A 20,481-nucleotide genomic window follows, 5' to 3' on the forward strand; every position below is an offset into this window, starting at 1 on the left:
GCTCCCGTGACGCGCATCCTCATCGTCCGCACTTCCGCCATCGGCGACGTGGTGTTCGCCTCCGCGCTGCCGGGGGCGATCCGCCGCGCCCACCCCGACGCCCACATCGCCTGGCTGGTGGAGCCGGGCATCCACGAGCTGCTGCTGGCCGACCCGGACATCGACGAGGTCATCACCTGGTCGAAGGCCGAGTGGGTCAAGCTGTGGAAGTCCGGCCAGCGGCTGGCGCTGCTGCGCCGCGTGCGTACGTTGCGCCGCGAGCTCCACGCCCGCCGCTTCGACATCGCCCTCGACCTGCAGGGGCTGCTGAAGAGCGGCTTCCTCACGTGGCTGTCCGGTGCGCCGCGGCGGGTCGGGCTGGGCTCCAAGGAGGGCAGCCAGCTGCTGATGAGCGAGGTGATCCCCCGCGGCGGCGAGCAGGCGCGCATCGGCTCCGAATACAAATACCTCGCCGAGCAGCTCGGCTTCGACGCGGGCGACTTCCTGCCCACCCTCAAGGTCTCGCCGCCGGCCGAGGCCGGTGTGCTCGCCAAGCTCGCCGCCCACGGCCTCGCCCCCGGCGGCTACGCGGTGTTCGCGCCCTTCACCACGCGGCCCCAGAAGCACTGGTTCGAGGACGCCTGGCAGGCCCTCGCGCCACAGCTCATCGACGCCACCGGGCTGATCCCGGTGATCCTCGGCGGCCCGGCCGATGGCGAGGCGGCGGCCCGCATCGCCGCCGCCGACCCGCGCATCGTCAATCTGGCCGGCCAGACCCGGCTGCCCGAGGCCGTCGCCGCCATCGCCCATTCGGCGCTGCTCATCGGCGTCGACACCGGCCTCACCCACATGGGCACCGCGCTGGCGCGGCCGACGGTGGCGATCTTCGGCTCCACCTGCCCCTATCAAAACACCGGCCGGCCCACCGGGCGCGTGATCTGGCTGGGCCTCGAATGCTCGCCCTGCCGGCGCCGGCCCACCTGCGGGGGCAAGTTCACCTGCCTGCGCGACATCACCCCGGCGATGGTGCTGGAGCGGGCCCGGGCCATGCTGGCGGCCGGGGAGGGCGCATGAAGATCCTCCACGTCGAAGCGGGCAAGCACCTCTACGGCGGCGCCCGCCAGGTGCTCTATATCGTCGAAGGCCTGGCGGCCCACGGCGTCACCAACCTGCTGGCCTGCCCGGCGGGCAGCGAAATGGCCCGCCAGCAGCCGGCCGGCACCCGGGTGGTGGCGATGAAGATGGGCGGCGACGGCGACCTCGGCATGGTGTCCCGGCTGGCCAGCCTGATCCGCGCCGAACGGCCCGACCTCGTGCATCTCCACAGCCGCCGCGGCGCCGACACCTGGGGCGGCCTCGCCGCGAAGCTGGCGGGCGTGCCCTGCGTGCTGTCGCGGCGGGTGGACAACCCCGAGTCGCGCCTCGCGGTCGCCATCAAGTACCGGCTGTACGATCACGTGATCACCATCTCCGAGGGCATCCGCCAGGTGCTGCTGTCCGAGGGGCTGGCGGCGGACAGGGTGAGCTGCGTGCGCAGCGCGGTGGACGCGACGCCCTATCTGGCGCCGGTCGATCGTGCCGCCTTCTGCGCCGAGTTCGGGCTGCCGGCCGACGCCCTGGTGGCCGGCGTGGTGGCCCAGCTGATCCCGCGCAAGGGGCACCGCTACCTGCTCGCCGCGCTGCCGGCGCTGCTCGCCTGCCACCCGCGGCTGAAGGTGCTGATCTTCGGCCAGGGGCCCCTCGAGGCCGAGCTGCGGGCCGAGGTCGAGGCGGCCGGCCTGGCCGGCGCGGTGCATTTCACCGGCTTCCGCCACGACCTGCCGCGCTGGCTCGGCGGGCTCGACCTGCTGGTCCACCCGGCCGACATGGAGGGCCTCGGGGTGTCGCTGCTGCAGGCCTCGGCCGCCGCGGTGCCCATCGTCACCAGCCGGGCCGGCGGCCTGCCGGAGGCGGTGCAGGACGGCGTCACCGGCATCCTGTGCCCGCCGGGGGATGTCGCTGCCCTTGGCGCCGCCATCGACCGCCTCGCTGGCGACCCCGCGCTGAGGGCCCGCTACGGCGCGGCCGGAAGGGCACGCATCCTCGCCGAGTTCTCCATCGACGCGATGGTGGACGGCAACCTGCGCATCTATCGCCAGGTGCTCGGGCGATGAAGATCGTCACCGTGCTCCACAGCCTCAAGAGCGGCGGGGCCGAGCGCCACGCGCTGCAGCTCATGAAGGGCCTGCGCGCCCGCGGCCACGAGGCGCTCTACGCCGGCCCGATGAAGGGCTGGCTCGGCCAGCAGCTGCGGGCCGAGGGCTTCGGCGGCATCGACCTGCCCCTCACCGGGCTCTACGACCTGCCCTCCATCGTCCGCCTGGCCCTCTACGCCCGCCGCGTCGGCGCCGACCTGATCCACGGCCACCTCACCCGCGGGGCCTGGTACACCGGCCTGGCCGCCAGGCTGGCGGGCCTGCCTAATGTGGCCACGGCCCACTCCGACAACGCCGGCAAGCACTTCGGCCGTGCCGACCGGATCATCGCGGTGTCCCAGGCGGTGGCGGATTTTCTGGTGCGCCAGGGCTATGACGCCGGGCGCACCCGCATGGTCCATCACGGCATCGCCGACATCGCCGCGCGCCTGCCCGCCGGCACCCGCGAGGCTACCCGGCGCAGCCTCGGCCTCGACGCCGACGAACCCTGCCTGCTGATGGCGGCCCGCATCGTCCCGGCAAAGGGCCACGACACCGCGCTGCGGGCGCTGGCCCGCCTCACCGACCAGCCCTGGACCCTGCTCGTCGCCGGCGATCACCACGGCGATCTCGGCCCGCAGATGCAGGCGCTGGCGCAGGAGCTCGGCATCGCCGGGCGGGTGCGCTTTTTGGGGCTGCGCGAGGACGTACCGGCCCTGATGGCCGCCTCCGACGTGCTGCTCGCCCCGTCCCGCCGCGAGGCCCTGTCGCTCACCCTGCTCGAGGCCTCGGCCTGTGGGCTGCCCATCGTCGCCACCCGCGTCGGCGGTATCGCCGAGGTGGTGGAGGAGGGCGCCAGCGGCTTCCTGGTGGTGCCCGACGACCCGCCGGCGCTGGCCGGGGCCCTCGCCCCGCTGCTCGCCGACGCGGCCCTGCGCGCCCGCTGCGGCGCCCGCGCCCGCCAGCGCTTCGAGGCCGGCTTTCTGGAGGACGCGATGTTCGACAAGACCGTGGCGGTCTACCGTGAAGCCTGCGGAGGCCACCGATGACGCGCGTGCAGATCCTGATGTACCACCGGGTCGGGCATTTCCCGGGGCGGGTCAAGGCCCATGGCGCGCTGTACTGCCACCTGCCGCGCTTCAAGGCCCAGATGCGCCTGCTGCGCCTGCTCGGCTACAGCGTGGTCAGCCTCGACGAGGCCGCCGCCGGGCTGCGGGGCGACAAGCCCCTGCCGGCGCGCCCGCTGGTGCTGACCTTCGACGACGCCTACGTGGATTTCCTCGACAACGCCGCGCCGGTGCTCCAGGCCCACGGCTACCCGGCCACCGTGTACGCGGTGAGCGGCCTGATCGGCGCCACTTCCAGCTGGGATGCAGGGGTCGGCCCCGAGCCGGCGCCGCTGATGAGCGCCGCCCAGCTGCGCGAGATCCAGGCCATGGGCTTCACGATCGGCTCCCACTCGGTCAGCCATCCGCGCCTCGCCGGGCTGGACGAGGCCCGCATCCGCGCCGAGCTCACGGGCAGCAAGCACGCCCTCGAAGACCTCCTCGGCCGCCCGGTCGAGCACTTCTGCTATCCCTATGGCAGCCACGACCTCCGGGCCGTCGAGGCGGCCGCTGCGGCGGGCTATGTCACCGGCACCACCTGCGTGCGGGCCGCGGCGACGCCGGCCGACGATCTGCTGGCCCTGCCGCGCAAGGCGGTGTCGCGGGGCGACGACGTGTTCGGGGTGGCCTGGAAGCTGCTGGCCAAGAACATCGCCAAGCACCCGCAGATCCATCGCGGCGCTTGAGTTCGTACCCATGCCGGGTACTCCCGGCGTGCAGATTCAGGCGGCAGCCCGCATCATCACCGTACGCACCCGGTCGGCGGTGGCGATGAAGTCGGGCAGGTTCTCGTCATCGAAGGGCTGCAGGCACAGCGCGGCGGCCTTGGCGGTGATGGTGAGGCCGCCCTTGGCATCGCGGCTGATCCAGCCGTTGTGGATCAGGTGGCTGACCTTGCGGCGCACCGTCTCGCGGGGGATGCCGGTGGACGAGCTGATCGAGAAGGCGTTGCAGGGGCGCAGCGGCAGGCGGTCGAAGGCGTCGCCGTAGCAGCGCAGCGCGGCCAGGGCGTTCTCGTCGAAGCCAAAGCCGCCGACGTTGTAGAGGCCGACCTCGCCGAGCACGATGGGCAGCAGCAGGTCGCCGTCGAAGGCCGAATAGAGCCGCACCAGGTAGCGCAGGTTGTAGCGCGCCAGGAGCAGCGCGGCGACGCGGCTCTCGCCGGGCGCCTCGATTTCAGCGGCGCGGCTGGCCGGGCTGGCGATGCCCGACATGGCCATGGAAGGGGGCAGAAAGCTGTTCATTTTCATCTCCGTATGAATGCCCAAAGTGATTATTTGGTAACATTAATTAACCATTCATATGGAGCATACACAGCCTTTTGGCATGTGTTAGGACAAAAGCACCCGCCCCCGGGAGTTTGTCACACTTGACAGGCCAGCCCCTTCAAGTATTCACCTTCCGGCACCGCCAGACCGATCGGATGGTCGGGGGCGGCGGACAGCCGGTGCAAGATGCGTGCCTCCACGCCCACGTCGGCCGCCGCGCCGGCGACGATCTTCTGGAACAGCTCGAGGCCGATGCCGCCGGAGCATGAATAGGTCATCAGGATGCCGCCCGGGTTGAGCAGGCGGAAGCCCAGCAGGTTGATGTCCTTGTAGGCGCGGGGGGCCCGGTCGGCGTGGGCTGCCGAGGGCGCGAACTTGGGCGGGTCGAGGATGATCAGGTCGAACTTGCGGCCCTCCGCCTTGAGGCTGCGCAGGGCCTGGAACACGTCGTCCTCGCGCCACTCGGCGCGGCTGGCGTCGAGCTGAGGGTTGAGCGCCACGTTGCGCGCCGCGGTGGCCAGCGCCGGGCCGGACGAATCGATCGACACCACGTGCTTCGCGCCGCCGGCGAGGGCCTGCAGCGAGAAGCCGCCGGTGTAGCAGAAGCAGTTGAGCACCTCGCGCCCGGCGGCGAGCTGGCCGGTGAGCAGGCGGTTGTCGCGCTGGTCGAGGTAGAAGCCGGTCTTGTGGCCGCCCACCACATCCACCTCCATGCGCACGCCGTTCTCGACGATGGTGAGCACGTCGGGCAACTCGCCGTACACGATGCCGCTCTGGGGGCCGAGGCCTTCGAGGCGGCGCACGTCGGAATCCGAACGCTCATACACGGCGCTGCAGCCGGTGGCCTGGATCAGCCCGGCGACGATGGCGTCGCGCCATTTCTCGGCGCCGGCGCTGGTCAGCTGGACCACCACCACGGGGCCGAAGCGGTCGGCGATGACGCCGGGCAGGCCGTCGGATTCGCCGTGGATCAGGCGCACCCCGTCCTGTTTCGCCAGCCACGGGTGGGACGCCCGGCGTGCCACCGAGGCCGCCACGGCGCGCTTGATGAAGGCGTGATCCACCGACTGGTCGCAGTCGAAGGTCCACACCCGCGCGCGGATCTGCGATTCGGGTGACCAGGCCGCCCGCGCCAGCGCCTTGCCGTCGGCGTCCTTCACCAGCACGGTGTCGCCCGGCCGCGCGCGGCCTTCGAGGCGCTCGACCGAGCCGGCGAAGATCCAGGGGTGACGACGGATGACGGAGCGCTCTTTGCCAGGTTTGAGAATCAGGTCGGCCATGATGGGGAGTGGAAAGTTGGGGGTGGGGAAGGGGGCGCCGCGGGGCGGCGCGACGGCCGGCGCCGCCGCGAGGGTGCGCGGGCCGGTCGTGCCGGGGGCGGTTCAGCCCAGGTCGCGGACGAGGGCGGCGGAGATCATCTCGCCGATGCGGTTAACGTAGAGGGTGCCCATCTCGGGGTAGAAGCGCTCCGGGTCTTCGCTGCCCAGGGCCAGCAGGCCGAAGGTCGTGTCGTCGCGGCGCAGCGGCACCAGGGCGACGGAGCGGATCAGCCGGGAGGCCGGGCCGAACCACAGGTTGGCCTCGTGCACCACCGGGGCGCCGCAGTAGGGCTGGACCATGTCGCCGGTGAAGTAGCGGACTTCGTCGCCCACCGGCAGGAACTCGGACCCGCCCCGCGACCGGGCGCTGTTCCAGACCCGGAAGGTCACGTGGGGGACGGCGAAGTCTTCCTGCAGGTGGATGTAGATCGCCCGGCGGATGGCCTCGAAATCCGCGGCTTCGAGGAGTGAGACGCACAGGCGGTGGATCTTGTCGCCGATGGCGTCGTTTTCCTCGCCGAATTCGAGAAGTTCGGCGAACTTGCCTTCGAGCTGGGCGATCCGCTCGCGCATCGCGATCAGCTGCCGCTCGGTGAGGGAGATGGCCTGGCCGGTGTGGGGGTGGGTTACCGTCAGCTCGGTCAGCAGGGCCGAGTTGTCGTCGAAGAATGCCGGGTTGGCCCGCAGGAAGCGGATGATGTCGGAAGCTTTCATGGCGGTGCGGCGCTCAGGGCAGGGTGAGTTCGCCGGCGAAGACGGTGACCGCCGGGCCGGTCATCATCACCGGCGTGCCGACGCCGCCCCAGGCGATCGTCAGTTCGCCGCCGCGGGTGGCCACGCGCACCGGTGAGGCCACCAGGCCGCGCAGGATGCCGGCCACCACCGCCGCGCAGGCGCCGGTGCCGCAGGCCAGGGTCTCGCCGGCGCCGCGCTCGAAGACGCGCAGGCGCACGTGGTGTTCGTCCACCACCTGCAGGAAGCCGGCATTGACCCGCGCCGGGAAGCGCGGGTGGTGTTCGATCAGCGGACCCTGCTCGGCCACCGGGGCGGTGTCCACGTCGGCCACCACCTGCACCGCGTGGGGGTTGCCCATGCTCACCGCGGTGATCGCCACCGGGGTGCCGGCCACGTCGAGGGGCTGCACCCAGGCGTCGGAGTCGCTCACGAAGGGCACCTCGGCGGGCGTCAGCACCGGCACGCCCATGTCGACGGTCACGTTGCCGTCGTCCTCGAGGCGGGGGGTGATGATGCCCTTCTTGGTCTCGACTCGGATCTCGCGCTTGTCGGTGAGGCCCTGCTCGAAGACGAAGCGGGCGAAGCAGCGGGCGCCGTTGCCGCACTGCTCGACCTCGCCGCCGTCGGCGTTGAAGATGCGGTAGCGGAAGTCGACGCCCGGCGTCCGGGCCGGCTCGACCACCAGCAGCTGGTCGCAACCGACGCCGAAATGGCGGTCGGCCAGCCAGCGCACCTGGTCGCTGCTGAGCTGGATGGGCTGGCGCACGGCGTCGATCATCACGAAATCGTTGCCGAGGCCCTGCATCTTGGTAAAGGCGAGCTTGGTCATGGGATAAAATCCAGGTAATCACGCCACACGCAGCGATCCATCACTACGGTGATGCCGGCGGCGCGGGCCTTTTCGGCGGCTTCCTCGTTGACGACCCCATCCTGCAGCCACAGGCGCCTGACGCCGAGCGCGATGCATTCGTCAACGATCGGGCCGACATCGTCGGGGTTGCGGAACACATCGACCAGATCGACCTCGAAGGGGATGTCCGACAGGCGCGCATAGGCCTTTTCGCCGAGCACCTCGGAGACGGCCGGGCGCACCGGCACGATGCGGTAGCCGAAACCCTGCATGGCCCGGGAGACGCGGTAGCTGGGGCGCGCGACGTTGGGCGACAGGCCGACGACGGCGATGGTCTTGACCTCCCGCAGCAGGCTGCGGAGCTGGTCGGGCGTGGGATTGGTGAACATGGCCGGATTCTACCGGATTGGCCGCCGCCGCAAACCTCGGGCACGGCGCCCGCGGGCGGCACGATGAAGGCATTTTGGAGAGCAGCATGGAGCGCAAAGCAGGGCCGGGTCTGATCAGAAGAACGCTGTCGGGCCTCTGGCGGGCCCTCGACCGGATTCGGCAGGCCAGCCTCAACCTGATCTTCCTGGCGGTGGTGGCCTTTCTGGTGGCCGGCTGGCTGGCGAGCCGGCCGGCGGCGCTGCCGGCCGACGCCGCGCTGCTGATTGCCCCCCGGGGCCAGCTCGTCGAGCAGCGCAGCGTGAAGACACCGATGAGCCTGCTGCAGGGCGGCGACGGGATGCACCAGGTGCTGCTGCGCGACGTGGTCGACGCGATCCGCGGTGCCGCCAGCGACAGCCGCATCAAGGCGCTGGTGATCGAGACCGACAGCCTCTCCGGTGCGGGGCTGGCCAAGCTCGAGGAGATCGCCGAGGCGCTCGACGCCTTCCGCAAGACGGGCAAGAAGGTCCACGCCTGGGGTCGCCACTTCGACCAGGCCCAGTACCACCTGGCGGCCCACGCCGACGAGGTCTTCCTCAACCCCGACGGCTACGTGCTGCTCACCGGCTTCGCGCGCTACCCCACCTACTTCAAGGGCCTGTTCGACCAGGCCGGCGTGAAGGTGCAGGTCTTCCGCGTCGGCACCTACAAGTCCTTCGTCGAGCCCTACACCCGCAGCGACATGTCGCCCGAAGACCGCGAGGCAACCCGGCTCTACCTCGACGCCGCCTGGCAGGCCTACCAGGCCGACATCGCCGCCGCCCGCCCGAAGGCCGCCGCCGGCCTGGCCCGCTACGTGAACGACGCGCCGGGCCAGCTGGCCGCGGCCCGGGGCGACGCCGCTGCGATGGCCCAGGCGGCCGGCCTGGTGGACGGCCTGAAGGGCGCCGACGAGTGGCGCGCCCACCTGGCCGGCCTGTTCGGCAAGTCCGACGACGCGCGGGGCTTCAAGCACGTCGAGATGTCCACCTACCTGGCGCGCCTGCGCGAAGAGGCGCCCCGGCGCGCCGGCAAGGTCGGCGTGGTGGTGGCCCAGGGGGCCATCGTCGACGGCGAGCAGCCGCCGGGCAACGTGGGCGGCGATTCGGTGGCCGCGCTGATCCGCCAGGCCCGCGAGGACGACGCCGTCAAGGCCGTGGTGCTGCGGGTCGACAGCCCGGGGGGCAGCGCCACCGCGTCCGAAGTCATCCGCCGCGAGCTCGACCTGACCCGCCGCGCCGGCAAGCCGGTGCTGGTTTCGATGGGTTCGGTGGCGGCCTCCGGCGGCTACTGGATCAGCATGGCCGCCGACGAGGTGTGGGCCAGCCCGACCACGCTCACCGGCTCGATCGGCATCTTCGCGATGCTGCCGGACCTGTCGGGCCCCTTCGGCAAGCTCGGGCTGGCGGTGGATGGGGTCGGCACCACGCCGCTGGCCGGCGGCATCGACCCGCGCCGGCCCCTCGACCCGCAGATCGCCAGCCTGCTCCAGCAGAGCATCGAGCACGGCTACCGGCGCTTCCTCGGCGTCGTTGCCACGGCCCGCCGGATGAGCCCGGAGGCCGTCGACGCGGTGGCCCAGGGCCGCGTCTGGCTGGGCCGCCAGGCGCTGGAGCGGGGGCTGGTGGACAAGCTCGGCGGGCTCGACGCGGTGGTCAGGGCCGCCGCCGCCCGCGCGGCCCTGGCCGACTACGAGGTGAGCTACATCGAGAAGCCCCTGTCGCCGCGCGACCAGCTGCTGGTGCGCCTGCTCAACGGCGAGGACGAGAGCGAGGCGTCCGCGCCGCGCCGGCCGTCCCTGGCCGAGCAGGCCCTCGCCCGGGTGCGCGGCGAGCTTGAAGCCCTCACCCTCTGGAACGACCCCGGCAACGTGTATCTGCACTGCCTGTGCGAGGCGCCGTGAGGGGCGGTGGGCGCCCCGGTGACGACTGAAGCGCCGGTCCGCGCGTCCTCGGGCGTCGCGGAGGGCCGGCAACTGGCGGAAAGGGCCTGAAAATGGACAAGCCCGGGAGCGCCTCCTGGACGGGCGACCTGTGGGGCGGGCTGGCGGCGATGCTGGTGGCCCTGCCCTCGGCGATCGCCTTCGGCGTCACGATCTTCTCGCCGCTGGGGGCCGGCAACGTCGCCCACGGGGCGCTGGCCGGCATCATCGGGGCCACCGTGCTGGGGCTGGTCGCCCCGGCCCTGGGCGGCACCGACCGCCTGATCACCGCGCCCTGTGCCCCCGCCGCGGCGGTGCTGGTCGCGGTGGCCATCGACCTCGCCCGGCAGGGGGTCGGCGCCGAGGCGGGCATGCTGCTGTTGATGCTCATCGGCCTGCTGGCGGGCCTCATCCAGATCGTGCTGGGCCTGGTCGGGGTGGGCCGCCTGATCAAGTACATTCCCTACTCGGTGGTCTGTGGCTACCTCAGTGGGGTGGGCCTGACCATCATCGGCGGCCAGTTGCCGCGGGTGCTCGGGGTGCCCCGCGAGATGGGCTTCTGGCAGGCGCTGACGACGCCCTCGGCGTGGCACTGGCAGAGCATCGTGGTCGGCACCGTGGTGGTCGCCACGATGGCCCTGGTGCCCCGCGTGATCCGGGTGGTCCCCGCCGCCATCATCGCCATGCTGGCTGGCGTTGCCGCCTACCTGCTGCTCGGGCTGGCCGACCCGGCCTTGTGGACCGCCGCCGGCAACCCCCTGCTGATCGGGCCGCTGGGCGTCGCGGCCGGCGGGCTGCCCGACGCCCTGCTGCATAACCTCCAGGCCCTGGGCGACTTCGATCCGGCCCGGCTGCCGCTGATCCTGCTGCCGGCCCTGACCCTGGCGGCGCTGCTGTCGATCGACACCCTCAAGACCTGCGTGGTGCTCGACGCGCTCACCAGCACCCACCACGACCCCGACCGCGAGCTGCTGGCCCAGGGGTTGGGCAACGCCGGTTCGGCGCTGCTCGGCGGCATTCCGGGGGCGGGCCAGATGGGCGCCTCGATGGTCAATCTGGCCAGCGGCGCCCAGACCCGCCGCTCCGGCACCTTCGAGGGCGTCTTTGCGCTGGCGGCCCTGCTGGTCCTGGCGCCGCTGGTCGCGTGGATTCCCATCGCGGCGCTGGGCGGCATCCTGCTGCTCGTCGGCTACCGCATGATCGACCAGCACAGCCTGGAGTTCTTCCAGTCCCGGACCACCCGCTTCGACTTCTTCGTCATCGTCGCGGTGATCGTCACCGCCCTCACGGTGAGCCTGATCGCCGCGTCGGGTGTCGGCATCGTGCTGGCGGTCGGCCTCTACCTGCGCGAACAGGCCCGCAGCTCGATCCTGCACCGCAAGATCGAGGGCGGCGAGCAGTTCTCGAAGGTCGTGCGCCACGACCAGGAGCTCTCCATCCTGCTGCGCAACGGTCGCAAGACGGTGATCGTCGAGCTGCAGGGCAGCCTGTTCTTCGGCACCGCCCATCAGCTCTACCTGGCCCTCGAGCCGGAGATCGGCCCGCGCACCTATGTGGTCCTGAGCATGCGGCGGGTCCAGTTCCTCGACCTCACCGCCACCCATGTCCTCGAGCAGATCAAGGACCGCCTGGAGCGCGTGGGCGCCTACCTGATCTTCACCGACATCCCCCGCGGCCTGCCCAGCGGCCTCAAGATGAAACGCTACCTGCGCGACGTGGGCCTGCTGCGGGAGTCCGGCCGGGCCCTCGCCTTCCGGCAGCTCGACCAGGCGCTGGAGTGGATCGAGCGGCAACTGCTGGTCGCCGAGGCCTTCCCCGGCGACAACGAGGGCCCGCCCCTCGAGCTGGCCGAGCTGGAGCAGCTGCTCGGCTGGAAGCCCGGCACCCTGGGCAATCTGGCCGATCTCCTCGAGCCGCGGCATTTCCCGGCGGGGAGCCGGGTGTTCACCGCGGGCATGCCGGGCGGCGACCTGGTCTTCATCCGCCGCGGCACGCTGCGGGTGGAGATGCCGATCGCCAAGAAGGACGTCTGGCACATCGGCACCTTCGGTCGCGGGGATTTCATTGGCGAGATGGGCTTTCTCGACAGCGCACGGCGCTCGTCCGACGCGCTGGCCGTCACCGACACCGACTGCTTCATCCTGTCCCGGGCCCGCTTCGACGCCGCCGGCAGTCCGGATGCCGCCGACATCTTCGAGGGCCTCGCCCGCGTGCTGGCGATGCGCCTGCGCTTCACCAACAAGGAACTGCGGGCCCTGCGGAGCTAGGCGCTGGCCGGATGTGGCCACCCGCGAGCGGCTCGGGCCCGGTGCGGGACTCCGTCAGGCCGTGGCCTGGCGCGGTTCCGTTAGCGGCCCGGGAGCTCGTCCGCAGCGATGCAGCCCGGATGCGCGCCGGAGAGCACCGGATAGGCGCAGATTTCGTCGATCTGTTGACGATAGGTGCGGGCGACGCATGGCTCGTCCGCGCACCGGTTGCGTTGCGCCAGTCACTTCTTCCGGGTGGCCTGCAGATCCTTGCGGGCGCCGTCGCCGATGTTGGCCGCGCGCATCGACCGGTAGTTTTCGGACAGGGCGTCGTCGAGCTGGCTCAGGGTTGCGTTGGCGCAGATCGCCTGCTCGACGAAGCGCGCGGCCTTCGCGCACTCGAAGGAGGCCGCGTGCCCGAGCCGGGGCAGCAGCGAGGCGGCGAGCGCCGCCAGGGCGCAGGCGATTTTATTAATGATCAACCCTCGGTTCGCGGGCGCGGCCGGGCGCTCACCAGCGCTTGATCACCCACTTCGGCACGCGCACGCCGGCATCCTGGGCGTCGCGGCGGGTGAAGTCGCCGTTGCCGACGTCGTCGTAGAGGTAGTAGGGCACGCCGTGGGGCGGGGTGACCTTGATCATGTAGAGCTGGCCATTGACCCGGTATTCCTCGACGGTGTCCTCGCCCTTCCGGACGATGGTCACCTGGGGCTCCAGGGCCGGGTCGAGCTCCAGGCCGGGCGGCGGCGGGGGCGGCTCGGGCAGCGGCTCGAGGTTCTGGGGCTGCTGGGCCCAGGCGGCGGCCGCGACGAACAGCGCGGCCAGGCTTGCTACAGAGTGTGCGACACGGGTCATGGGAGTCTCCTGGCTATGCCGCGATTGTAACCCGCCCCTTTGCAGGCACCGCCGACATTCCCGCTGGTGCCGTCCGGCCATCCGCCGGGCCGCCCCAAGGAAGGCCGGCGCCCCCTCGGGGGGGGCAGCGAGCGAAGCGGGCGTGGGGGCCGTCCGGCCATCCGCCGGGCCGCCCCAAGGAAGGCTGGCGCCCCCTCGGGGGGCAGCGAGCGAAGCGGGCGTGGGGGCCGTCCGGCCATCCGCCGGGCCGCCCCAAGGAAGGCCGGCGCCCCCTCGGGGGGCAGCGAGCGAAGCGGGCGTGGGGGCTGTCCGGCCATCCGCCGGGCCGCCCCAAGGAAGGCCGGCGCCCCCTCGGGGGGCAGCGAGCGAAGCGAGCGTGGGGGCCGTCATCTCTTTTTTTAGAGGTTGAGCATCAGCTCGTGTTCTTCGGGCAGCGGCAGGAAGCCGCGGGTCTGGTAGTGGTTGAAGATCGCGTCGACCACCTTCTCGGGCTCGTCGATCACCTGGATCAGGTTCATGTCGTTGGGGTGGATCATGCCCTCGCTCACCAGCGTGGTCTTGAACCAGTCGAGCAGCCCGTTCCAGAAGGCCGACTCGACGAGGATCACCGGAATCTTGCGGCTCTTGCCGGTCTGGATCAGGGTCATCGCCTCGAGGAGTTCGTCCAGCGTGCCGAAGCCGCCGGGCATCACCACGTAGGCGATCGCGAACTTCACGAACATGAATTTGCGCGCGAAGAAGTGCTGGAAGGTCTGGGAGATGTCCTGGTAAGGGTTGGCCTGCTGCTCCATCGGCAGCTGGATGTTGAGGCCGACGCTGGGCGACTTGCCGAAGTAGGCGCCCTTGTTGGCCGCTTCCATGATGCCGGGCCCGCCACCGGAGATCACCGAGAAGCCGGCGTCCGAGAGCTGGCGGGCGATGCGCTCGGTCTTCTCGTAGTAGGGGTGATCGGGCGCGGTGCGGGCGCTGCCGAAGATCGACACCGCCGGGCGGATCGGCTTGAGGCGCTCAGTGCCCTCGACGAACTCTGCCATAATCCCGAAAATCCGCCACGACTCCCGCGCCGTGAAGCCCTGCGCCTCGGTGTTGGGCATCATCTGCGGCAGTTTGTCTTTTGCAGTCATTATTCTTGTAAGGAGTAAGGGGTGAAGGGAGCGGGCCGCCGCCTCTTCAGCCTGCGTGCCCATGCCTACCTTGTTGCTCGTCGACGGCTCCAGCTATCTGTACCGTGCCTTCCATGCCCTGCCCGATCTGCGCAACTCGGCGGGCGAACCCACCGGCGCGGTGCGGGGCGTGCTGTCCATGCTACGTCGGCTCGAATCCGACTACAAGGCGGAATACCGGGCCTGCGTCTTCGACGCCAAGGGCAAGACCTTCCGCGACGACTGGTTCCCCGATTACAAGTCCCACCGCCCGCCGATGCCCGACGACCTGCGGGCCCAGATCGAGCCGCTCCACGAGGCTGTCCGGGCCGAAGGCTGGCCGCTGCTGATGGAGGAGGGCGTCGAGGCCGACGACGTGATCGGCACCCTCACCCGCCAGGCCGTCGAGGCCGGCTGGGAGGTGGTGATCTCCACCGGCGACAAGGATCTCACCCAGCTCGTCCGCCCCGGCGTGCGCTGGGTCAACACGATGAGCGAGGAGGTCCTCGACGAGGCCGGCGTCACCGTCAAGTTCGGCGTGCCACCCGAGCGCATCGTGGATTACCTGGCGCTGGTCGGCGACACCGTCGACAACGTGCCCGGCGTCGAGAAGTGCGGCCCCAAGACGGCGGTCAAGTGGCTCACCGAATACGGCACCCTCGACAACCTCGTCGCCAACGCCGACAAGGTGGGGGGCAAGGTCGGCGAAAACCTGCGCAAGCACCTGGATTTCCTGCCGCTGGGCCGCAAGCTGGTCACCGTGGTCACCGACCTCGCGCTGCCGGTCAAGCCGGCCGACCTGCCCGCCCGCGAGGACGACAAGGAAGCCCTCGCCGCGATCTACCGGCGCATGGAGTTCAAGGGCTGGCTGAAGGAGCTGGAGGAGGGCGTCCATCGCCCCGCCGCGCCGGCCGCCGCCCAGGCCGCTGCGCCCCAGGGTGAGCCCGGCGCCCACCGCACCGGCTACGAGACCCTGCTGTCGTGGGATGCCTTCGATGCCTGGCTGGCCCGCATCAACGCCGCCAGCCTCACCGCCTTCGACACTGAGACCACCGGCCTCGACCCGCTGGCCGCGCGGCTGGTGGGCATGTCGTTCGCCACCACCGAGGGCGAGGCCGCCTACCTGCCGCTGGCCCACGGCTACGCCGACGCGCCGGCCCAGCTGCCGCTGGCCGAGGTGCTGGAGCGCCTGCGCCCCTGGCTCGAATCCGACGCCCACCGCAAGGTTGGCCAGAACCTCAAGTACGACGCCCACATCCTGGCCAACCACGGCATCCAGCTCGCCGGCATCGCGGAAGACACCCTGCTCGAATCCTACGTGCTCGAGAGCGACAAGTCCCACGACATGGATTCCCTCGCCAGCCGTCACCTGGGCCTCAAGACCCTCACCTACACCGAGGTGTGCGGCAAGGGCGCCAAGCAGATCGGCTTCGGCGAGGTCGAGCTGGCCCGCGCCACCGAATACGCCGCCGAAGACGCCGACATCACCCTGCGCCTCCACAACGCGCTCTCCGCCCAGCTCGCCGCCGAGCCCGGCCTCGCCGCGCTGTACCGCGACATCGAGCTGCCCACCGCGCGGGTGCTCTTCGAGATGGAGCGTACCGGCGTGCTGATCGACGACTTCCTGCTCGCCCAGCACTCCGAAGAGCTCGGCCGCCGCCTCCACGCGCTGGAGCAGCAGGCCCATGAACTCGCCGGCCAGCCCTTCAACCTCGGCTCGCCCAAGCAGCTCGGCGAGATTTTGTTCACCAAGCTCGGCCTGCCGGTGGTCAAGAAGACCGCCACCGGCCAGCCGTCGACGGATGAAGACGTGCTCTCCCAGCTTGCCGAGGACTACCCGCTGCCCAAGCTGCTCCTCGAGCACCGCAGCCTCGCCAAGCTCAAGAACACCTATACCGACAAGCTGCCGCAGATGGTGAACCCGCGCACCGGCCGCGTGCACACCAGCTTCAGCCAGGCGGTGGCGGTCACCGGGCGCCTCGCCAGCTCCGAGCCCAACCTGCAGAACATCCCGATTCGCACGCCGGAGGGCCGCCGCATCCGCGCCGCCTTCATCGCCCCGGCCGGCCACAGGATCGTCTCCGCCGACTACTCGCAGATCGAGCTGCGCATCATGGCCCACCTGTCGGGCGACGCCGGCCTCACCGGCGCCTTCGCCCGCGGCGAGGACGTGCACCGCGCCACCGCCGGCGAGATCTTCGGCGTCACCCCGCTCGAGGTCACCAGCGAGCAGCGCCGCTACGCCAAGGTGATCAACTTCGGCCTGATCTACGGCATGAGCGCCCACGGCCTGGCCAAGAATCTCGGCATCGAGCGCGTCGCCGCCGCCAATTACATCGACCGCTACTTCGCCCGCTACCCGGGCGTCGCCGCCTACATGGAGCGCACCCGCCTCGAAGCCAAGACCAAGGGCTACGTCGAGACGGTGTTCGGCCGCCGCCTGCACCTGCCCGACATCCGCGCCCAGCAGGTCGGCCGCCGCCAGGCCGCCGAGCGTGCGGCGATCAACGCGCCGATGCAGGGCACCGCCGCCGACCTCATCAAGAAGGCGATGATCGCCGTGTCGGCGTGGCTCAAGGCCAGCGGCGCCAAGTCGCGGCTGATCCTGCAGGTGCACGACGAACTGGTGCTCGAAGTCCCCGACGCCGAAATCCCGTTGATCCGCGAGCAGTTGCCCCGCCTGATGGCCGAGGTGGCGCAACTTTCCGTGCCGCTGCTTGCCGAAGTGGGAGTCGGCGCCAACTGGGACGAAGCCCACTGAGGGTCCCGGCCGGTCCGCAGCCCCGGATTTCACGAAAGCACCGCCCATGCAATACCGTTCCCTCCTCGCCGCCGGCCTCGCCGTGCTGATGCTGGCCGCCTGCGGCAGCGTCTCGAAGAAGAAGGAAAGCGTTTACCGTCACGAACACTTCGCCCCCGACTCGCCCTTCGAGCTGTCCTTCGACGTGCCGCCCGCCGCCGCCTGCGACGCCGGCCGGCGCGCGCTGCTCAGCCAGGGCTACGTGATCGAGGAGGTGCGGACCGACTGGGTCAAGGCGCGCAAGTTCTTCCAGCCCGAGACCAGCGTCCACCTGCAGCTCAACTTCACCTTGTCGTGCCTCGCCGAGGGCGAGGGCTCCGAGGTCTTCGCCAACGCCCGCGAGGTGCGTGACGAGCTCAAGTCCACCTCCAGCAGCGCCGGCGTCAGCGTGGCCGGGGTCGGCTCCGTCAACCTGCCCCTCGGCACCAGCGGCGCCAGCCTCGTCAAGGTGGGCGAGCAGACCATTACCGATTCCGAGTTCTACGGGCGCTTCTTCGCCCTGATGCAGACCTTCATACGATGATGAAAACCCGTTTTCACGGGCTCGCCCGCGGCCGGCGGCTGTCGCCGCTGCTGGGCGGGCTGGTGCTCGCGCTGGGCCTCGCGGCCCCTGCCCGGGCGGCCGACACGCCCGATCCGGCCCGCTTCGCTCCCTGCCTCGCCGAGCTCAAGCCCGGCGCGCTGGCCCGCGGCGTCTCGCCGGCTGGCTACGAGCAGCTCACCGCCGGCCTCGCCCCCGATCTCAAGGTGCTCGACTTCCTGGACTACCAGCCCGAGTTCCGCACCCCGATCTGGGACTACCTCGCCGGCCTGGTGGACGACGAGCGCGTCGCCGACGGCCAGGCCATGCTCAAGCAGTGGCGCGACACCCTCGCCGCGGTCGCTACCCGCTACCGGGTCGACCCGGCCACGGTGGTTGCCGTGTGGGGCGTCGAGAGCAACTTCGGGCGCAACTTCGGCAGCCGGCCGCTGCTCACGTCGCTGTCCACCCTGTCCTGCTACGGGCGCCGGCAGGCGTACTTCCGCGGCGAGTTCTTCGATGCCCTCAAGATCGTCGATGCCGGCGACGTGAAGCGCGAACAGCTTACCGGCTCCTGGGCCGGCGCCTTCGGCCACACCCAGTTCATGCCGTCTACCTTCCTGCGCCTGGCCGTCGACTTCGACGGCGACGGCCGCCGCGATCTGGTCGGCAGCGTGCCCGACGCGCTGGCCTCCACTGCCAACTTCCTCCGCAAGGCCGGCTGGCGCGATGACGAGGTGTGGGGTTACGAGGTGCGCCTGCCCGTCGGCTTCGACGCCAGCGGCGCCGGCCGCCGCAACAAGCAGCCCTTGTCGGCCTGGAGTGCCCGCGGTCTCACCCGCGTCGACGGCAGCCCGCTGGCGGGCGAGGGCAGCGCCGGCCTGCTGCTGCCCGCCGGCGGCAAGGGCCCGGCCTTCCTGGTGTTCCGCAACTTCGACGCGATCTACGGCTACAACGCCGCCGAAAGCTACGCGCTGGCCATCGCCCACCTCTCCGACCGCCTGCGCGGCGGCGGCCCCTTCGCCACCCCCTGGCCCACCGACGACGCCGGCCTGTCCCGCGCCGAGCGCCGCGAGGTGCAGACCCTGCTTGTCGCCCGCGGCCACGCCATCGGCACCGTCGACGGCATGCTCGGCGACGCCAGCCGGGCGGCGATCCGCGTCGAGCAGCAGCGCCTCGGCCACGCCGTGGACGGCCGCGCCGGCCAGAAACTCCTCCGCGCCCTCAAGGAAAACCGTTGATGAGCACCGCCCCCGAAGCCTCGCCCCTGGGCAAGGCCGTCGCCTACGCCGAGCACTACGATCCGTCCCTGCTGTTCCCCATCCCGCGCCAGGGCAAGCGCGCCGAGATCGGCCTCGCCGAGGCCGCGCTGCCCTTCGTCGGTGAGGACATCTGGAACGCCTACGAGCTCTCCTGGCTCGACCTCCGCGGCAAGCCGGTGGTGGCGCTGGCCCACTTCATCGTGCCGGCGGTGTCGCCCAATCTGATCGAGTCCAAGTCGCTCAAGCTCTACCTCAACTCCTTCAACCAGACCCGCCTGGCGGGCGTCGACGCGCTGGTCGCCACGCTCACCCGCGATCTCTCCGCCGCCGCCGGCGCGCCGGTGGGGGTGCATGTGGCGCCCCTGTCGACCCGTCCCCAGCGCCCGATGGGCTACCCCAAGGGCATCCTCCTCGACGGGCTCGAGATCGACGTGGACCGCTACACCCCCGCGCCCGCGCTGCTCACCGCCGATAGCGCGCGTGCGCCGGTCACCGAGACCCTGTATTCCCACCTCCTCAAGTCCAACTGCCTGGTCACCGGCCAGCCGGACTGGGCGATGCTGGTGGTGCGCTACACCGGCGCCCCCATCGACCGCGAAGGCCTGCTGCGCTACATCATCTCCTTCCGCCAGCATAACGAGTTCCACGAGCAGTGCGTCGAGCGGGTGTTCGTCGACATCCTGCGCCAGTGCCAGCCCAGCGCCCTGTCGGTGTTTGCCCGCTACACCCGGCGCGGCGGGCTCGACATCAACCCCTACCGCCGCACCCCCGGCATGCCGGTGCCGGCCCCCTTCGCCGAGATCCGGCAGTAAGCGTTCCATGACCCACTCCGACCTGCTCCAGCGCGACGTCCCCCTCGACGCCCTCAACACCCTGCGCCTGCCGGCCCGTGCCGCCTGGTTCGCGGCCGTGCACGATGTGGACCAGCTCCGCGCGATCCTCGACGACCCGCGCATCCAGGGCTTGCCGCGGCTGGTGCTGGGGGGTGGCTCCAACCTCGTGCTGGCCGGCGACTTCGACGGCCTCGTGCTGCAGGTGGCCTTCAAGGGCCGCAGCCGGGTGCAGGAGGACACCGACGCCTGGTACGTGCGGGCCGGCGGCGGCGAGAACTGGCACGACTTCGTGCGCTGGACCCTCGAGATGGGCTGGCCGGGCCTCGAGAACCTGTCCCTGATCCCGGGCACGGTGGGCGCCGCGCCGGTACAGAACATCGGCGCCTACGGCCTCGAGCTGGCCGAGCACTTCTACAGCCTGCGCGCCTACGACCTCGAAACCGGCAAGACGGTGGGCTTCGACAAGGCCGACTGCCGCTTCGGCTACCGCGACAGCTTCTTCAAGCGGCATCCGGGCCGCTACCTGATCGGCGCCGTCACCTTCCGCCTGCCCAAGGCCTGGACCCCCGTCACCGCCTACGCCGACGTGGCCAGGGCCCTCGCCGCCGAAGGCATCGCCGAGCCGACGCCGCTGCAGGTCTCGGACGCGGTCATCGCGATCCGCCGCGCCAAGCTCCCCGACCCGGCCGAGATCGGCAACGCCGGCAGCTTCTTCAAGAACCCGGTGGTCTCCGCCGATGTCCATGCCCGCCTCGCCGCGCTCCACCCGGGCCTGCCCCGCTATCCCCAGCCCGACGGTAGCGTGAAGCTCGCCGCCGGCTGGCTGATCGAGCAGGCCGGCTGGAAGGGCCGCCGCCTCGGCCCGGTGGGCTGTTACGAGCGCCAGGCGCTGGTGCTGGTGAACCACGGCGGCGCGACCGGTGCCGACGTGCTTGCCGCGAGTGCGGCGGTGCGCGCCGACGTGTTCGCCCGCTTCGGTGTCGAGCTCGAGCCCGAGCCGGTCTTCGTGGGCGGGGCGCCGGCCTAAAGCTTTCCGGCGGGGTGCCGAAGAATCCCGGATATC

19 protein-coding genes are annotated in these 20,481 nt (G+C 71.1%); 11 read left to right on the top strand and 8 right to left on the bottom strand.

Features of this window, described 5'->3' with window-relative positions; genetic code table 11:
* The first annotated feature begins 6 nt into the window (after nt 1-6).
* The 4 genes from ACE3OU_RS08545 to ACE3OU_RS08560 are packed head-to-tail and all read left to right on the top strand — an operon-like array spanning nt 7 to nt 3,945.
* A complete protein-coding gene (locus ACE3OU_RS08545; protein WP_374241129.1) occupies nt 7-1,053 on the top strand; it encodes a glycosyltransferase family 9 protein in 1,047 nt (348 codons plus the stop codon).
* On the top strand, nt 1,050-2,132 hold the full coding sequence (locus tag ACE3OU_RS08550; RefSeq protein WP_374241130.1) for a glycosyltransferase: 1,083 nt from the start codon (nt 1,050-1,052) through the stop codon (nt 2,130-2,132). The genes ACE3OU_RS08545 and ACE3OU_RS08550 overlap by 4 nt, the downstream gene beginning before the upstream one ends.
* A complete protein-coding gene (locus tag ACE3OU_RS08555; protein WP_374241131.1) occupies nt 2,129-3,202 on the top strand; it encodes a glycosyltransferase in 1,074 nt (357 codons plus the stop codon). The genes ACE3OU_RS08550 and ACE3OU_RS08555 overlap by 4 nt, the downstream gene beginning before the upstream one ends.
* Nucleotides 3,199-3,945, top strand: coding sequence for a polysaccharide deacetylase family protein (locus ACE3OU_RS08560; RefSeq protein ID WP_374241132.1), 747 nt, complete (start codon nt 3,199-3,201; stop codon nt 3,943-3,945). The genes ACE3OU_RS08555 and ACE3OU_RS08560 overlap by 4 nt, the downstream gene beginning before the upstream one ends.
* A 36-nt stretch (nt 3,946-3,981) precedes the next feature.
* On the opposite strand, the gene ACE3OU_RS08565 is transcribed toward ACE3OU_RS08560, so the two are convergent.
* From ACE3OU_RS08565 to ACE3OU_RS08585, 5 genes are all read right to left on the bottom strand, one after another.
* Nucleotides 3,982-4,503 carry a hypothetical protein gene (locus ACE3OU_RS08565; RefSeq protein ID WP_374241133.1) on the bottom strand — a complete coding sequence of 174 codons (522 nt, stop codon included), beginning with the start codon at nt 4,501-4,503 and terminating at the stop codon, nt 3,982-3,984.
* Nucleotides 4,504-4,622: 119 nt separating this feature from the next.
* Nucleotides 4,623-5,807 carry a class I SAM-dependent rRNA methyltransferase gene (locus ACE3OU_RS08570; RefSeq protein ID WP_374241134.1) on the bottom strand — a complete coding sequence of 395 codons (1,185 nt, stop codon included), beginning with the start codon at nt 5,805-5,807 and terminating at the stop codon, nt 4,623-4,625.
* A 102-nt stretch (nt 5,808-5,909) separates the two neighbouring features.
* Nucleotides 5,910-6,560: a DUF484 family protein gene (locus ACE3OU_RS08575; RefSeq protein WP_374241135.1), complete on the bottom strand. Its 651-nt coding sequence runs from the start codon at nt 6,558-6,560 to the stop codon at nt 5,910-5,912.
* Between the two features lie 13 nt (nt 6,561-6,573).
* Nucleotides 6,574-7,410: a diaminopimelate epimerase gene (gene dapF / locus ACE3OU_RS08580; RefSeq protein ID WP_374241136.1), complete on the bottom strand. Its 837-nt coding sequence runs from the start codon at nt 7,408-7,410 to the stop codon at nt 6,574-6,576.
* Nucleotides 7,407-7,820 carry a CoA-binding protein gene (locus ACE3OU_RS08585; protein WP_374241137.1) on the bottom strand — a complete coding sequence of 138 codons (414 nt, stop codon included), beginning with the start codon at nt 7,818-7,820 and terminating at the stop codon, nt 7,407-7,409. Before ACE3OU_RS08585 ends, dapF begins: the two co-directional genes overlap by 4 nt.
* 86 nt (nt 7,821-7,906) lie before the next feature.
* On the opposite strand from ACE3OU_RS08585, the gene sppA reads away from it, so the two are divergent.
* Both sppA and ACE3OU_RS08595 read left to right on the top strand, forming a co-directional pair.
* Nucleotides 7,907-9,742 (top strand): signal peptide peptidase SppA, encoded by a 1,836-nt coding sequence (gene sppA, locus ACE3OU_RS08590; RefSeq protein WP_374241138.1) that lies wholly within the window; start codon nt 7,907-7,909, stop codon nt 9,740-9,742.
* A gap of 92 nt (nt 9,743-9,834) precedes the next feature.
* A complete protein-coding gene (locus ACE3OU_RS08595) occupies nt 9,835-12,027 on the top strand; it encodes an SLC26A/SulP transporter family protein (RefSeq protein ID WP_374241139.1) in 2,193 nt (730 codons plus the stop codon).
* Nucleotides 12,028-12,248: 221 nt separating this feature from the next.
* Here ACE3OU_RS08595 and ACE3OU_RS08600 read toward each other — a convergent pair whose 3' ends face one another.
* From ACE3OU_RS08600 to ACE3OU_RS08610, 3 genes are all read right to left on the bottom strand, one after another.
* The gene (locus ACE3OU_RS08600; RefSeq protein ID WP_374241140.1) at nt 12,249-12,488 is read right to left on the bottom strand and encodes a hypothetical protein; all 240 of its coding nucleotides are present in this window, start codon (nt 12,486-12,488) and stop codon (nt 12,249-12,251) included.
* 28 nt (nt 12,489-12,516) lie between these two features.
* Entirely contained in the window at nt 12,517-12,861 is a 345-nt protein-coding gene (locus tag ACE3OU_RS08605; protein WP_374241141.1) for a DUF2782 domain-containing protein, read from the bottom strand.
* Nucleotides 12,862-13,259: 398 nt separating this feature from the next.
* Entirely contained in the window at nt 13,260-13,985 is a 726-nt protein-coding gene (locus ACE3OU_RS08610) for a TIGR00730 family Rossman fold protein (protein WP_374241142.1), read from the bottom strand.
* Between the two features lie 61 nt (nt 13,986-14,046).
* Between ACE3OU_RS08610 and polA the strand changes: the two genes are divergently transcribed.
* Genes polA through murB form a run of 5 tightly spaced genes read left to right on the top strand, consistent with a single transcriptional unit; the run spans nt 14,047 to nt 20,445 of the window.
* Nucleotides 14,047-16,764, top strand: coding sequence for a DNA polymerase I (polA, locus tag ACE3OU_RS08615; protein ID WP_374241143.1), 2,718 nt, complete (start codon nt 14,047-14,049; stop codon nt 16,762-16,764).
* Between the two features lie 46 nt (nt 16,765-16,810).
* Complete coding sequence (locus ACE3OU_RS08620; protein WP_374241144.1) at nt 16,811-17,326, top strand: DUF2242 domain-containing protein; 516 nt, start codon at nt 16,811-16,813, stop codon at nt 17,324-17,326.
* Nucleotides 17,326-18,564, top strand: a complete 1,239-nt coding sequence (locus ACE3OU_RS08625; protein WP_374241180.1) for a lytic murein transglycosylase — start codon at nt 17,326-17,328, stop codon at nt 18,562-18,564. Before ACE3OU_RS08620 ends, ACE3OU_RS08625 begins: the two co-directional genes overlap by 1 nt.
* Complete coding sequence (gene queF, locus ACE3OU_RS08630; protein WP_374241145.1) at nt 18,564-19,397, top strand: NADPH-dependent 7-cyano-7-deazaguanine reductase QueF; 834 nt, start codon at nt 18,564-18,566, stop codon at nt 19,395-19,397. Before ACE3OU_RS08625 ends, queF begins: the two co-directional genes overlap by 1 nt.
* Before the next feature lie 7 nt (nt 19,398-19,404).
* Nucleotides 19,405-20,445 (top strand): UDP-N-acetylmuramate dehydrogenase, encoded by a 1,041-nt coding sequence (murB, locus tag ACE3OU_RS08635; RefSeq protein WP_374241146.1) that lies wholly within the window; start codon nt 19,405-19,407, stop codon nt 20,443-20,445.
* The last annotated feature ends 36 nt before the right edge of the window (nt 20,446-20,481 follow it).

Origin of the sequence: Zoogloea sp. (assembly GCF_041908905.1) — a bacterium.
GTDB lineage: Bacteria > Pseudomonadota > Gammaproteobacteria > Burkholderiales > Rhodocyclaceae > Zoogloea.